Origin of the sequence: Chondromyces crocatus, from assembly GCF_001189295.1 — a bacterium.
GTDB lineage: Bacteria > Myxococcota_A > Polyangia > Polyangiales > Polyangiaceae > Chondromyces > Chondromyces crocatus.
On sequence record NZ_CP012159.1, the window covers coordinates 4172857 to 4187079 of the forward strand.

At 62.8% G+C, this 14223-nt stretch carries 9 protein-coding genes; all 9 read left to right on the plus strand.

The genetic code is table 11. The features are described from left to right. Positions 1-2: 2 nt before the first annotated feature. The 9 genes from CMC5_RS15530 to CMC5_RS15570 all read left to right on the plus strand — a co-directional run bounded on the left by CMC5_RS15530 (position 3) and on the right by CMC5_RS15570 (position 14203). Entirely contained in the window at positions 3-1367 is a 1365-nt protein-coding gene (locus CMC5_RS15530; RefSeq protein ID WP_050431165.1) for a flotillin family protein, read from the plus strand. 390 nt (positions 1368-1757) lie between these two features. Then, the gene (locus tag CMC5_RS15535; protein ID WP_050431166.1) at positions 1758-2834 is read left to right on the plus strand and encodes an alpha/beta fold hydrolase; all 1077 of its coding nucleotides are present in this window, start codon (positions 1758-1760) and stop codon (positions 2832-2834) included. Continuing rightward, positions 2831-3832 carry a 3-oxoacyl-ACP synthase III family protein gene (locus CMC5_RS15540; protein WP_245678453.1) on the plus strand — a complete coding sequence of 334 codons (1002 nt, stop codon included), beginning with the start codon at positions 2831-2833 and terminating at the stop codon, positions 3830-3832. The genes CMC5_RS15535 and CMC5_RS15540 overlap by 4 nt, the downstream gene beginning before the upstream one ends. A 202-nt stretch (positions 3833-4034) precedes the next feature. Further along, on the plus strand, positions 4035-5621 hold the full coding sequence (locus CMC5_RS15545; protein ID WP_050431168.1) for an acyl-CoA synthetase: 1587 nt from the start codon (positions 4035-4037) through the stop codon (positions 5619-5621). 1169 nt (positions 5622-6790) lie between these two features. Further along, positions 6791-7897: a DUF444 family protein gene (locus CMC5_RS15550; protein ID WP_050431169.1), complete on the plus strand. Its 1107-nt coding sequence runs from the start codon at positions 6791-6793 to the stop codon at positions 7895-7897. A gap of 11 nt (positions 7898-7908) precedes the next feature. Then, positions 7909-9477, plus strand: coding sequence for a SpoVR family protein (locus CMC5_RS15555; protein WP_050431170.1), 1569 nt, complete (start codon positions 7909-7911; stop codon positions 9475-9477). 397 nt (positions 9478-9874) lie between these two features. After that, positions 9875-10501, plus strand: coding sequence for a hypothetical protein (locus tag CMC5_RS15560; protein WP_245678454.1), 627 nt, complete (start codon positions 9875-9877; stop codon positions 10499-10501). Then, complete coding sequence (locus tag CMC5_RS15565; protein ID WP_050431172.1) at positions 10498-11733, plus strand: class I SAM-dependent methyltransferase; 1236 nt, start codon at positions 10498-10500, stop codon at positions 11731-11733. The genes CMC5_RS15560 and CMC5_RS15565 overlap by 4 nt, the downstream gene beginning before the upstream one ends. A gap of 88 nt (positions 11734-11821) precedes the next feature. After that, positions 11822-14203, plus strand: coding sequence for a SpoIIE family protein phosphatase (locus CMC5_RS15570; protein ID WP_050431173.1), 2382 nt, complete (start codon positions 11822-11824; stop codon positions 14201-14203). Positions 14204-14223 lie beyond the last annotated feature (20 nt).

The window sequence follows — 14223 nt, forward strand, 5'->3', positions numbered from 1 at the left end:
CCATGGAAATCCTCGTCGTTGTTCTCGTCGTCGGGCTCCTGGTCGTGAGCCTCCTCGTTTACACCCTGAAGAGCCTGCTCGTGGTGAGCTCCCCGAACGAGGTCGTCATCCTCTCGGGCAGCGAAAACCAGGTAGAGGGCCGCACCGTCGGCTACCGCTCGATCCGCGGCGGCCGTGCCGTACGCATCCCCCTGCTCGAGTCCGTCGATCGCATGGATCTCAGCAACATCGCCGTCGAGATCTGGGTGAAGGGGGCCTACTCGAAGGGAGGCATCCCCTTGAACGTGAACGGCGTTGCCCACGTGAAGCTCCCGGGAGAGGAGCCGCGGCTGTCCAACGCCGTCGAACGCTTCCTCGGGCGCAGCCGCGAGGACATCGCGTCGGTCGCCCGAGAGACCCTCGAAGGCAACGTCCGCGGCGTGCTCGCGCAGCTCACGCCTGAAGAGGCGAACCAGGACAAAGAGGCCTTCGTGAGCAAGCTGCTCGACGAAGCCGAGCACGACATGCTCCGCATGGGGCTCATCCTCGACACCCTCAAGATCCAGAACGTCACTGACGACGCCAATTACCTGAACTCGATCGGGCGTATTCGAGGCGCGAAGGTGAGGATGAGCGCCAGTGTCGTCGAGGCCACCACCCAGGCCGAGGCCGCGGAGCAGAAATCCGACAACTGGGCGAAGAGCGAGATCGCCAAGCTCGACGCTGATTTGGCCATCGCCCACCAGGAGACCGACCGGCGCATCAAGGACGCCCAGAGTCGGCGAGAGGCCATGATCGCCGAGTCCCGAGGTGTCGTCCTCGCCCAGATCGCCCAGGCCCGCGCCGAGATCGAGCGGCAGAAGGCGCGCGCAGTGCAGGTCGAGCGCCAGCTCGAAGCCGACGTCATCCAGCCGGAAGACGCCGAACGTCGGCGCATGGAGGAGGAAGCTCGAGGCGACGCAGCGAAGATCATCGAGCTCGGACGCGCCGAAGCGCAGGCCCTGCATAGCCTGGTCGAGCAGTTCCAGAAGGCAGGCCCGCACGCGCGCGAGGTCCTGGCCCTTCAGCAGACCATGCCGCTCCTCTCTCACATCGTCGGCGCGCAGCACCCCGTGCGGATCCAGAAGCTCAGCTTCCTCCCCGCGACCTCGGGTGACAGCTCCCTGGCACGTCAGGCCATTGCCACCTCGGAGCAGATCCGAGCCGTCACCGGCGTCGATCTCGCGGACGTCGCAGCACGGCTGGGCGGCGGACCCGGCCGAACGGTGCCCCCTCCCGCCGCGTTGCCCGCGCCCTCGCGGCCTCTGCCCTCCGCACCGCCACCCCCGCGGACGACCCCACCCACTGCCCAGACGCGGACGCCGAGCCCGGCAAAGCAGACGACATGAATTCGTAACTCCACTGTCACCGAACTGCAGGACAGAATGGCCTCACGCCCTGTCCTGCAGGGGCCTCGTGGTCATGCCACCGGCAGTCGACCCAGCCCGTCCAGACATGGACGACACCGGCGCCGCTCCGGCGCTCAGCGATTCTCTACTCCCTCCCGCATTTCAACCTGCGCGTTGCGTGATTCGTCCCACGAATCGCGCGCCCTCCGGCGCCCCTCCTCGCTACACCGTGAGTCGACGTGCTTCGCCGCTGCGACACGATGCGCGAGGGCAGCCTCTCCAATGCAGTGAGCAGCAAATTGCCGCGTCGCGTCATGTGCCATGAACCTGTTCTTTTGAAAGCAACCGCCTTTCAACGCCGAGTTGCCCTCTGGTACGTTGCACGCGGCTATGACTTTGCCCCCCCTCCACCCCGGTCTCACTGCGAAAACCCATACGACCGAGCGTCTTTCGACGCACGTGCTGGCGAACGACAGAGAGGGGGTGCCGGTGGTGTTCATCCACGGCAACTGCTCCACCGGGCGCTTTTTCGAGGATGTGCTCGTGGCGCTGCCCGAGGGCTTTCGTGGCATTGCACCCGATCTACGTGGCTATGGTGATTCGGAGGCTCGCGGTGTCGACGCCACGCGCGGACTCCGTGATTATTCGGAGGACCTCCACGCATTGCTCCACCACCCTGAGCTCGGCGCGAAAGGCGCGAAAGTCCACCTCGTCGGGTGGTCCGTGGGCGGCGGGGTCGTCATGCAATACGCCATCGACCACCCCGAGGAGGTCGCCTCCCTCACGCTCATTGCGCCGCTCTCGCCCTATGGTTTCGGCGGAACGAAAGACACCTCGGGGACGCCCTGCTTCGACGATTTCGCGGGCTCCGGCGGCGGGACCGCCAACCCGGACTTCGTGAAGCGCCTCCTCGCAGGCGATCGCAGCGATGAGGCCGACACCTCGCCCCGCAAGGTGATGAACCAGTACTACTTCAAGCCCCCTTTCCGGGTCTCGCCAGAGAAGGAAGACCTCTTCGTCTCCGAGATCCTGAAGATGAAGGTGGGCGACGGCAATTACCCTGGTGAGCCCACCGAATCGAAGAACTGGCCGAACGTCGCGCCCGGACAGCACGGCATGAACAACGCCTTCGCCCCGAAGCATTACAACGCCTCTCGCTTTGCGGAGGTGAATCCGCAGCCGCCGGTGCTCTGGATCCGAGGCTCCGAAGATCAGATCGTCTCGGACCACTCCCTGTTCGATCTCGGCTTCCTGGGCAAGCTCGGCGCCGTCCCGGGCTGGCCGGGCGAGGAGATCGTTCCCCCGCAGCCCATGGTCGGCCAGACCCGCGCCGTGCTCGACGCGTACCGCGCGCGAGGTGGCAGCGCCCGCGAAGAGGTCCTGCCTGGCGTCGGCCATTCGCCCCACATCGAAGCCCCAGCGGCATTTCTCCAGATCTTCACCACGTTTCTGAAGGAGGTTCAGTGAGCACAGGGCGCTTTGCAGCGATTGCCGGGACGGGTCGATACGTCCCCGAGCGCGTGATGACCAATGCCGACGTCGAGGCCCTGCTGGGGGAGTCGGTCGACGCCTGGCTGAGGGAGCGGGTGGGCATCATCGAGCGACACGTGATGTCGGACCAGGAGACCACCTCCGACCTGGCTGCCGCCGCCGCGCGGCAGGCCCTCGAGCGGGCAGGGGTCGCCCCCGAAGATCTGGATCTGATCATCGTGGCGTCGGACACCCCGGACTACCTGAGCCCCGGGACCGCCTCTCCCTTGCAGTCCAAGCTGGGGGCCCGCAAGGCTGGCACCTTCGACGTGAACTGCGCATGTGCCTCGTGGGTCACGGCCCTCGACGTCGGCGCCAAGACCATCGTCGCCGACCCTGACTACAACAACGTGCTCGTCGTCGGCGCCTACGGGATGACCCGCTACGTCGACTGGAAAGACAAGTACACCTGCACCCTCTTCGCCGATGGCGCCGGCGCCGTCGTGCTGCGCGCGTCCACGGAGCCAGGCGTCTTCGCCGCTCGCCTCAGCGCGCATGGCGACTTCCACGACGCCCTCGGCATCTACACCGGAGGCACCGCCCGACCGGCCACCGTCGAGGAGGTGACGACCCGCGGCAAGCCGCGCGTCCAGTTCGTCCGGAAGTTCCCCGCCACCTTCAACTCCGAGCACTGGCCCCCCCTCGTTCATGGCGCCCTGCGGAAGGCTGGGCTCGGCCTCGACGACATCCAGCTCTTCCTGTTCACGCAGCTCAACCTGCGCACCATCGAAGGGATGATGGGCATCCTGGAGCAGCCGATCGAGAAGGCGCACTGGATCATGGACAAGTGGGGCTACACCGGCTCCGCGTGCATCCCCATGGCGCTCGACGATGCCGCGCAGCAGGGCAAGATCAAGCGGGGCGACAACATCGTTCTGTGCGCGAGCGGCGGTGGAATCGCCATGGGCGCGGCCGTCGTGCGCTGGACGCTCTGACATCCCCAGGGCTGGGGCTCGCACGCTGTTTTCTGCGCGATGAGCGTCGCGTCCGGAGACGGCAGGGCGAGACCCAGCTCGTCGCACGTGGAGCGCCATGGGGTGAGCCCTCGACGGGCCTGGCGCGTCGGGAAGGCGGGGGCGTGAGCCCTCGCCCTTGAAATCAGCAGGGACGAGGAAAGCAGCGGGGCAGGAGCGGACTATGTACATCGGAGACTGGATGGACCGCGGAGAGCGCTACTGGCCCGAAGCGCTCGCCATCGTCGATGCCGCGAAGGGCGAAACGGGACGATTCACCTACCGACAGATGAACCGTCGAGCGAACCGCCTCGCGCGGTGGCTGAGGGACACCGCCGGGATCCAACGCGGCGACCGTGTCGGCTTCCTCGGCATGAACGGTGTCGAGTGCCTGGATCTGCTCTTCGCGTGCGGCAAGATTGGCGCCATCTTCGTCCCCTTCAACTGGCGCAGCCACCCGCGTGAACTCATCGACCTGTTCGGCAGGACCAAGCCGAAGGTGCTCGTGTTCGACGACGAGTTCCGCGCTGCGGCGAGCGAAGTGCTCCCGTGTGCTCCGAGCGTCACGCACGCCCTCCACCTCGGCGGACCTGGTGTGCGCTGGGCGCCGAGCGATCCTGGTGGAGATGCCACGCCGGCGATGGCACCGACGAACGACAGCCGACCCTACGAAACGACGCTCGCGGACATCGACGATGGCAGCGTGACCAACGACGCCGTGGATGCGGAAGACATCCTCCTTCTGCTGTTCACGGGAGGCACGACGGGCCTGCCCAAGGCTGCCCAGATCTCGTACCGGATGGTCGCGTGGAACACGTTGAACACCGTCATCCACGAGCTTCAGCGAGGTGACGTCACCATCTCCCACACCCCGATGTTCCATACCGGAGGACTCCTCGTTTACACCCTGCCGCTGCTGACGCTGGGCGGGACGGTGGTGATCATGCGCAAGTGGGGCCCCGAAGAGATGCTCGAGCTCATCGAGCGGGAGCAAGTGTCTCTGCTCTTCTGCGTCCCCACGCAGTTCCAGCTCATGATGGATGCGCCTCGGTTCTCGCGGACCTCGTTCCAGAGCGTCCGCTTCCTGACGAGCGGCGGCGCCCCCTTGCCGATCCACGTCATCCACCGTTACCGGGAGTCCCACGGCGTCGTCTTCAAGCAAGGCTTCGGCATGACCGAGTTCGGTCCCGGCATCTTCTCCATGTCCCCCGAGTTCGCGGAGACCAAGGCAGGGAGCATCGGCAGACCGAACTACTTCATCGACGCGCGCATCGTGGACGACGAGAGCAACCCTGTCCCCAGCGGCGTCATCGGCGAGCTGGTCCTCAAGGGCCCCGCGGTCTGCTCGGGATACTTCGAGGACGCCGCAGCGCTACAGCAATCCGTGGATGCTCAGGGGTGGTTTCACACGGGCGACATGGCCCGCATGGACGACGACGGCTTCTACTACATCGCCGATCGCAAGAAGGACATGTTCATCTCCGGCGGAGAGAACGTCTATCCCGTCGAGATCGAGCGTGTTCTCTACCAGATCGGGGCCATCGCCCAGTGTGCCGTCTTCGGTGTGCCCGATGCGAAGTGGGGTGAAGTCGGCCTCGCTGCCGTGGTGCTACGCCCGGGAACCTCCGTGACCAGCGACGACCTGATCGAGCACTGTCGCGCGAACCTGGCGCGTTACAAGGTCCCGAAGTCGGTCGTCTTCCTCGAGCAACTGCCGATCTCCGCAGCCGGCAAGATCTTGAAGCGAGAGCTACGGGACCGCTTTTCCTGATCCAGGCTCCCCGCGAGGCCGCCGACGGAACCACCGCCGTCCCTGCCGACCCGCTACCCAGACCGTCGGACCATCGTCAGCGACCTGGTCCCCTCGTTTCCAGACCGACACCCCCGTCCCCATCCCTGCACAGCGGGCGCGCTCCCCTCGGGCTGCAATGATTTCAAAGAGTTGACCCATCTCCTGAAGGAGGTCACCCCCACCTCCTGGAGGAAAACGTCGATGTCCTCCAGGAGCTGGCGATGAACCTGGAGGAGGTGCTCCGTCGTCCACCGGGACGAGGCGGACGTCCTGCCGGACGACGCCGAAGTCCTCCAGGAGGTGGGGGTGAGCCTGGAGGAGATGCCAGGTCGTCCTCGGGGAGGAGGCGGACGCCCTGCCGGACGACGCCGAAGTCCTCCAGGAGGTGGGGGTGAGCCTGGAGGAGATGCTCGGTCGTCCTGGAGGAGGAGGCGGACGTCCTGCTGGACGACGCGGAGGACCTCCAGGAGATGGCAGCGAACCTGGAGGAGGTGCCCGGTCATCCTGGAGGAGGAGACTGACGGCTTCCCGAGAGGCGTCGATGTCCTCCGGGTCAGCCAAGGGTCGCGGGCGTGAGCCCCATGGCGTCGTGAGCCTCCGGTGCGATCATCCCTGGAACTGAATGCATTGCGCGCAGACACGGTAATGTCGTGCCAGAGCCAATCGAATTCGTTCATGTTCACGAATGCCATGCATCCGTGCTGACGATGCCGCCCTCCTTCGCCGCTTTCGTCCCATTCGTACGAATTCCACGGAACGCCGCGCGATCCAGGCCAGCCCGCCACGGACAGGCCTGACGATGCAATCATCACCACCAGCGTACCACCGCTTGCCGGATGATCCATCATGCGTCGCGCTGGGCGCGCACGCGTGCGCGTATGGCCCCTTCGCCCGCCGGTTTGCGTCCTTGGCGCTGCGGTCCGGTGAGACGTCAGAGAAGGTGGGCGCTGGCCATCCGGTCGAAGTTTGCTCGCTCCAGGGCGCGCATCATCTCACCGTGTAGGATAGGACACGGTTGAGGCAGTTGCTCACTCACCCCAACGCTTTCTGTCTGCGACTGTAGGGTAGGGGAGCATCGTCGGCGTTCTCGCTCCTGGCGAGCCAGCCTTCGCAGGCGCTCACGTCGACTCAGGTGCTACACTCGCTTTGTGTCGCTGAAGATCGATCAGGACCACGGGCGTTTTCGTCAGATTGTCAGAGGACGAATCCGCCAGAATCTCCGCAAATACATCTCGCAGGGGGAGCTCGTCGGTCGGAAGGGGAAGGACCTCGTATCCATCCCCATCCCGCAGATCGACATCCCTCGTTTCCGCTTTGGGGACAAGCAGAAAGGCGGCGTCGGACAGGGAGAAGGCAACCCTGGCGACCCGGTGAGTGCGGACGACAAGCATCCTGGTCAGGGCCAGGCGGGGTCGGGCGAAGGCGAACACATTCTCGAAGTGGACGTCACCCTCGACGAGCTCGCCAGCATTCTGGGCGAGGAGCTCGAGCTTCCCGACATCCAGGACAAGGGAAAGAACAAGATCTCCAACGCGCACGACCGCTACTCGGGAATCCGGCGCGTCGGCCCGGAGTCGCTGCGCCATTTCAAGCGGACCTATCGTCAGGCGCTCCGCCGCATGATCTCCAGCGGGACCTTCCGCGCAGAGGCGCCTGTCGTCGTCCCCATCCCCGAGGACAAGCGTTACCGGTCGTGGAAGACGGTCACCGAGCCCGTGGCGAACGCGGTCATCATTTACATGATGGACGTCTCGGGTTCGATGGGCGACGAGCAGAAGGAGATCGTGCGCATCGAATCCTTCTGGATCGATGCCTGGCTCACCCGGCAATACAAGGGGCTGGAGTCTCGCTTCATCATTCACGATGCCGTCGCACGCGAGGTGGATCGGGAGACCTTCTTCCACACGCGCGAGTCAGGCGGCACGATGATCTCGAGCGCTTACAAACTGTGCGCGCAGATCATCGACAACGATTATCCGCCTGCCGAATGGAACATCTATCCGTTCCATTTTTCCGACGGCGACAACTGGTCGATGGACGACACCCTCTCGTGCGTCGACATCCTCAAGAATCAGCTCCTGCCTCGCGCGAACATGTTCGCCTATGGGCAGGTCGAGAGTCCCTATGGATCCGGGCAGTTCATCAAGGATCTCAAGGAGCACTTCTCGCAAGACGACCGGGTCGTCCTCAGCGAGATTCGCGACAAGGACGCCATTGTGGGCAGCATCAAGGAGTTCCTCGGGAAGGGGAAGTGAGCTGAGGCGAGATGAGCAAATTCGCGCTTAAGACAGCCCTGCCACGTTATCTGCGCGCCGAGCAGGAGCGCATCGAATCCATCGCCCGCGGATACGGTCTCGATTTCTTCCCGGTGATCTTCGAAATCCTGTCGTACGACCAGATGAACGAGATCGCAGCGTACAGCGGTTTTCCTAGCCGCTATCCGCACTGGCGCTGGGGGATGGAGTACGAGCAGCTCTCGAAGAGCTACGAGTATGGCCTCTCCAAGATCTACGAGATGGTCATCAACAACAACCCGTCGTACGCCTACCTGCTGGAAGGCAACTCGCTGACGGACCAGAAGCTGGTGATGGCCCACGTGTTCGCCCACGTGGATTTCTTCAAGAACAACTTCTGCTTCCGCTCCACGGATCTCGACCAGCGTGGAGGCATCGTCGATCCCGTTCGGCGCCCCGGGAAATACGATCCCGATCGACGCTGGATCGACAAGATGGCCAATCACGGCTCACGAATCTCACGGCATATCGAGCGCCACGGTCTGAACAAGATCGAGGCCTTCGTCGATCAGTGCCTCTCCCTCGAAAACCTGATCGATCCCTGGGCGCCCTTCAGCGGCAAGCCGCCGCCGAGAGACGAGGAGAGCGAGAACGAGGAGGAGCCGTCGCTCGACGTCTACCGGCTCCGCGCGAAGCCCTACATGGACGAGTTCATCAATCCGGAAGAGGTGCTCGAAGCGCAACGCAAGAAGCGCCAGGAGCAGAAACGTCCGGAGCGGCGGGTACCCGAGCAGCCCGAGCGCGACGTGCTGAAGTTCCTGCTCGATCACGCCCCGCTGGAGCGGTGGGAGAGCGACGTGCTCGAGGTCTTGCGGGAGGAGGCGTACTACTTCACACCGCAGCGCCAGACCAAGATCATGAACGAGGGCTGGGCGAGCTACTGGCACTCCAAGATGCTCACCGAGAAGGTCCTGGATGCCTCCGAGATCATCGACTACGCGGAAAACAATGCGGGCGTGATGGCCACGGCCCCGGGGCGCCTCAATCCATACAAACTGGGGGTCGAGCTCTATCGCGATATCGAAACGCGGTGGAACAAGGGGCAGTTTGGTCGAGAGTGGGAGGAGTGTCAGGATCTGGATGCAAAGCGCTCGTGGGACATGCGTCTCGGACTCGGGCGCGAGAAGATCTTCCAGGTGCGAGCGCTCTACAATGACGTGACCTTCATCGATGAATTCCTCACACCGGAGTTCGTCATCGAGCACAAGATCTACACCTTCGGTTTCTCGGGAAGAAACGACAGGTACGAGATCGAGAGCCGTGAATTCAAGCAGGTGAAAGAGAAGCTCCTCTTTCAGCTGACGAATTTCGGTGACCCCTACATCCGCGTGGTCGACGCCAATTACGCGAATCGCGGGGAGCTGTTGCTGGAGCACCAGCACGGCGGTGTCGACCTCCGTGCCGATTACGCCAGGGAGACGCTCATTGCGCTGGTTCGAGTGTGGAAGCGGCCCGTCGGAATCGCGACACGATTGGAGAATAAGCCGGTGCTCCTCCGGTATGACGGCAAAGAGCACTCGATGACGCCATTCAAACTATGATTCGGGGGCTCCATTCGGCCTGTGCGGGCACCACGATGCCGCCCGTGAGGCGTCGTTTCACCATGGTCATGAGGTCAGTTCCTCCGCAGATCCTCGTGGCGTCCTTGTGGAAAGCCACCGGGACACCGGACCTGAGCCACGTCGCGAGAAGCAGGCCGTTTGGAAATGAGGGCCGATATGGACGCGCTCCCAGGTTCATGTGAGCAAGATGCCTACATGCTTCCGTGAGTAGTGTCAGGTGTGTTGCTGGGGATACATTGTGGCGTGATGTGTGGCATGCTTGGTGCCTTCGGACGTGCCATCAAACCGTTCTGGCTCACAGCGGAGCGCGCAGCCGCATGCCGGAATCCGCGCGACACACTCGACGTGGCGACCCTGAACCGGGTAGCCTGTCCCGGTGCCCTGCCCCGAAGCTGACTTCCCACCGGGGTCGCTGTACACCGAGGCATTGATGTCCGGCTCGAAGCGCTCCGATTCTGCTCTGACGATGCGCCCACCGCCCCTGACGGCCGAGTGTGGCTTGATCATCAACACCAGCTTCTCAGTAACTGGATTCGGAAAGCGGTGGACTCACTGTCACCAGCTTGCGAACTACCTGGCCAGGTACGCCAGTGCGAACGAGAACGATCCGGAACGCACCTCGACGCTGCTTTCCACATTCTTCAACGAGCTTCTCGAGGCGATCTACCGGAATCATGCGCGCCGCGGGTTGATCAATATTACCTTCGAACGACGGCTCGATCGTGTTTGCGTCAAGGCCGAGGTGCCCGTCGACGAACAGAGTCTCGGCTTCTACAAGCGGACGATAGAACTCGCTTCGAATCCCGAACTCACGGCCTGGTACCGGGAGCGTCTGGAGAATGACATCTCCGAAGAGGATGCCGGCGCTCTCGGCCTTCTGGAGCTGACTGTGGTGTACGGAGCGCAGATCGCCATTCATGACGCACCCGGTCCTGACGGTAATGGTCGTCAATCCATCCAACTCTGGGTTGAATTCCCTTATTCGGAGCTCGACGAAGTATGAGTGTTTCGCTCGCGCCCGACTCCCAACTCCCCCCGTCTTCGGCGTCAGAGGGGGCATCCTGGCGTTCGTCGGTCAGCTTCAACATCAGGGTGAGTGAGCAGGAGCAGGAGGTCGCCTTCACCGGCATGCTCCGGCCCTTCGTCGCGGATCACATGAAGGCGATCCGGGCGACGCTGGAGACCGCGGCGAAGAATGCGCGTGGCGAGCTGCAGCTCGATTTCAAGCGCCTGAAGTACATGAACAGCGTGGCCTTCCTCGAGATCAATCGGTTCATCCGATGGGCCGTCGAGGCCAGGCCGGATCTCAAGATCGTCCTGATCATCTCCAGCGTCATCCCCTGGGCGATTCGCAAATTCCAGGTGATCGCGGAGCTGTATCCGAGCGTCTCCGTCGTGGTGTACGACAAGTCGCTGTATCCGATCCAGCAGGTGATCGAGGACGAGGATTTCGTCAACGTTCTCCGCACGCAGGAGAAGATCGTCTGGGAGGTCGAGCGAAAGATCATCTCTCGACACGGCCTGCGCCCCGGGATGCGGGTCGCGGACATCGCGTGTGGAATGGGAGATTTCGTGCTCCGTGTGCAGAAGGAGTTCAACCCGGAATACATCATCGGGGTGGACCATTCTCGTGCCTTCCTGCGCCATGCGCAGTCGCACGCAAAATCCCTGGGCCTGGAGAACATCGAGTATCAGTACGGAGATGCCGCTGCACTGCTGCTACCCGACGACTCGTTCGATTTCGTCAGCTGCAGGCTGGCGCTCCAGGTGTTCCACAGGCCCGAGCAGATGGTCCAGGAACTCTATCGAATCTGTCGACCAGGTGGGCGAGTCTATATCACCAATGAAATGATGTCGTGCGTGACCGGCTATCCTGATCAAGCTTCGATTCGTCACGGGTATGATCGCTTCCTGGAGCTGAGTAGAATGGTAGGGATGGACTTCGACATCGGGGTCCGGACCATGAAGATCTTGAAAAACGCAGGGCTGGAAGAGGTCAAAGGGGATCTCATCGGGATCGACAACATGAACAGCGATAGAGCCTATTTCGCCAAGGTGGTGGAAAGCTGGATCGTTTCATCGGGGGACGTTGCCCGATCCGCAGAAGCGGACCCGAGAATCCACGAACAGATCGCCGCCGGCCTGAGGGCACATGTCGAAGCGATCCTCGGTGAGGGAGGCTATGCATCCTGGCCAATCTATGCAGGCTCCGGCCGAAAGCCGGTCCGGCCCTAGCGAAGAGGACGGTTGACTCTGCTTGCATGGTGGAGCAGCAGTGATGGAAGGCTGGTCACTCAGATCTTAATGCAGGAGAGCTGATATCGTGTCGGCAAGGACGCATGATGAGCCTCAGCGAAAAGGGCCTCGCGGCCTGTTCGCCGGGCTGAAGAAATTCAATACGAAGTTCCTGCTGGTGACGGGGCTCAGCGTGATTATCGGCGCTGTGCTCAATATTGTCGTCGCGCGTCAGGGTATTCATTCGCTCAGTCAAAAATCTGCCTATGAAATCGAGAGTGGACTCAATACTGCGAACCGCGAATACATAACCAATCATCTCGCCGACAAGGCCCAGCAGACCAACTTCGTCCTTGGCCAGGCGTATGCGGATCTCCAGACCTTCGCCGACATCGTCCAGGAGATGGTCGATCACAAAGGGGAGCTCCAGCCAGTCCTCGATGCTGCTGCGGCGCTGCCGTTCTTGCACGACAAGCTCGAGTACAACGCCAAGGGCGACTGGTATCAGAATAAATCCGACGAGCAGACCGGGGTCGTGGTCTGGGGATACAATGGCAACAAGGGGACCATCGATCCCGCCGTCCAGAAGGCCGTGGACGACACTGCGCTCCTCGATCTGATTCTCCCCTCCTTCAAGCGACGTGGTTCCGAGAAGCTCCAGATCTATCTGGTAGGGCCGAAGAGCCACCCGTTCACCCGTGTCGCCGACTATGCCGACATGGGGACGAGCTTCGACGCGACCTATCCTGGCCATAACGAGAAGAACTGGTACGACTTCTTCTTTCCGAACCTCGCGGAGAGCTGGCAGCAGTGGTTGAAGGACCCTGCGAAGCTGAAGGCCCTTCCGTCGACCGTCACCGTGACCCCCCCCTATGCGGACGCCGCTGGTGGCGGGATCGTGCTGACGGCCTTCAACCCCATCTGGACCAAGGATCGGAAAGACTTCGCCGGCGCGGCGGCGCTCGATTTCACGCTCGGTCAGCTCATCGACTCGATCAAGGACGTTCGCCTGGCCCAGACGGGCTTCGCGTTCCTGGTGCAGTCCGACGGCAACGTGCTCGCCGTGAACGAGTCGGGCGCCACCACGTTGCGCCTCAGCTCCGGCGCGAGCGAGGAGGGCAAGGGCGTCGGCATCCTGCAGCAGTACCTGAAGAACAGCGGTTCGGAGGCGGTCGCCTCTCTCGTGCTGCCCCAGGATGATCGGATCGACTACCACGAGATCACGATCGAGGGAGAAATCTACATCATCGCGCTCCAGCGGCTCGCACGCGTGAGCACCTGGATGGATGCGCGAGGCATCGTCCCCGAGCAGTGGACGATGGGCTTCGTGGTCCCCAAACGCGAAATGTACGCCTCGCTCGTCGCGGCGCAGTCGGCGATCGAGCAGAGTCGTACGAGCATCGTCACGATGCAGATCCTCATCACGGTGGGGCTGCTCGCGGCGCTGTTGCTCGGTGTGTATCTGGTGTCCCGCCGGATGACGGGGGCGCTGGTCGAACTCTCCACCGGCGCGACGCGCATGCGGGAAGGCGACTACAGCGTCCGGATCGATGTCCAGTCCGAGGACGAGATCGGCCAGCTCGGCGTCGCCTTCAACGAGATGGCGAGCGAGATCGAGGCCTACACGAACAACCTCGAGGACCTCGTCAGCGAGCGGACCCGCGCCCTCGAAAAGGCGAACCAGGAGATCAGCGAGCTGAACGCGAAGCTGGCCCAGGAGAACATTCGCCTGGGTGCGGAGCTGAACGTGGCCCGTCAGCTCCAGCTGATGGTGCTCCCGGCGCCTCAGGAGCTGCAGGAGATTCAGGAACTCGACATCGCGGGGTACATGGCTCCTGCCGACGAGGTCGGTGGAGACTATTACGATGTGCTCCAGAGCGACGGAATGGTGAAGATCGGTATCGGCGACGTCACCGGTCACGGCCTGGAGAGCGGCGTGCTCATGCTGATGGTGCAGACCGCCGTCCGCACCTTGCTCGCCACCAATGAGCGCGACCCCAAGAAGTTCCTGAGCATCGTCAATAAAGTCATCTATCAGAACATTCAGCGCATCAATTCGAACAAGAACATGTCGCTGACGCTTCTGGACTACAGCGACGGCTCGCTCAAGCTCACCGGGCAGCACGAAGACCTGATCATCGTTCGCGCCGACGGGAGCCTCGAACGATTCGACACGATGGCGCTCGGGATGCCCATCGGGCTGGACCTCGAGATCGAGGACTTCATCTCCGATGCCGAGATCAAGCTAGAGGCGGGGGACGTAGTGACTCTGTTCAGCGACGGGATCACGGAAGCCGAGGATACCGCTGCCCAGCAGTACGGGATCGACCGCCTCTGCGACGTGATCAGCAAGAACCATCAGTGCTCATCCAAGGAGATCAAGGACGCGATCATTGAAGATGTGTTGGCTCATATCGGATACAACAAGGTCTATGACGACATCACCGTGCTGGTCATCAAGCGGGTGTGACACAGGGGGAGACTGGGCAT